The organism is Rhizobium sp. BK176 (assembly GCF_024808055.1).
Genome location: NZ_JANUBV010000075.1, coordinates 1 through 1185 on the forward strand (window position 1 = coordinate 1; position 1185 = coordinate 1185).

1 protein-coding gene is annotated in these 1185 nt (G+C 58.6%); it reads left to right on the top strand.

The window, feature by feature from the left end; translation table 11 throughout:
* Nucleotides 1-1167, top strand: a protein-coding gene (locus tag FHT76_RS41245) for an IS3 family transposase (RefSeq protein WP_259186899.1) whose coding sequence is annotated in 2 segments (ribosomal slippage) — nucleotides 1-227 and nucleotides 227-1167 — 1168 coding nt annotated over the 2 segments. Because the reading frame shifts where the segments join, the coding sequence is not laid out codon by codon here. This gene is flagged as partial in the annotation.
* Between the last annotated feature and the right edge of the window lie 18 nt (nucleotides 1168-1185).

Below are 1185 nucleotides of genomic sequence, written 5' to 3' on the forward strand. Positions count from 1 at the left end.
CGAACAGATTATCGGCATTCTGAAGGAGCACGAGGCGGGTACGCCGGTCTCGGAGCTTTGCCGCAAGCACGGCGTCAGCGATGCCAGCATCTATAAGTGGAAAGCCAAGTTCGGTGGCATGGAGGTGTCGGAAGCCAAGCGACTGAAGACGCTGGAGGACGAGAACACGAAGCTGAAACGGCTTCTGGCGGATGCCATGCTCGACAATGCAGCTTTGAAAGACCTTTTGGGAAAGAAGTGGTGACGCCCGCAGCAAAGCGGCGAGCTGTCGCGCATCTGATGGACCAACATCGGATGAGCGAACGGCGGGCGTGTAAAGCCATCGGCTTTTGCCGGATGACGATCCGTTACGAAACCACGCGCAGCGATGACCATGATCTTCGCGAGCGGATGAAGGCGCTGGCGCATGAACGCCGCCGCTTTGGATATCGACGCCTACATGTGCTGCTCAGGCGTGAGGGTCACCTTGTGAACCACAAGCGGCTCTTCCGGCTCTATCGGGAAGAGAAGCTGACGGTGCGCAAGCGCGGCGGCCGCAAGCGAGCGATAGGCACACGAGCACCGATGCTGATCCCGCTTGCCGCCAATTATCGCTGGTCACTGGACTTCGTATCGGATCAGTTCACCGATGGTCGCAGGTTCCGGGTTTTGACGGTCGTCGACGATTGCACCAGAGAATGCCTGGCACTCGTCGCCGACACATCGCTTTCCGGCCTGCGAGTTGCCCGTGAGCTTGATCGGATCATCGAGGAACGTGGCAAGCCCAAGATGATCGTCAGCGACAACGGCAGTGAGTTCACCAGCAACGCGATCCTGCAATGGGCCGACCGGACGACAGTCGATTGGCACTACATCGCACCGGGCAAACCGATCCAGAACGCCTTCATCGAAAGCTTTAATGGACGGCTGCGAGACGAGCTCCTGAATGAAACGCTCTTCTCGTCACTGACCCATGCTCGATCAGCGCTTTCAAACTGGCGCAGCGATTACAACGATCATCGACCACACTCTGGACTCGGCTGGATGACACCTGCCGAGTTCGCTCAGACAATCAACCCGCGACGTGATGCGGTGCTGCGCAGCCGGAATGGCTCCGCACCGCAACCCGCCGCTACCGCCCCAAATACAGCAACCCAAAACCGCCGGAGCGAACTTAAAACTGGATAAAACTTGGGGGCAAGGTCA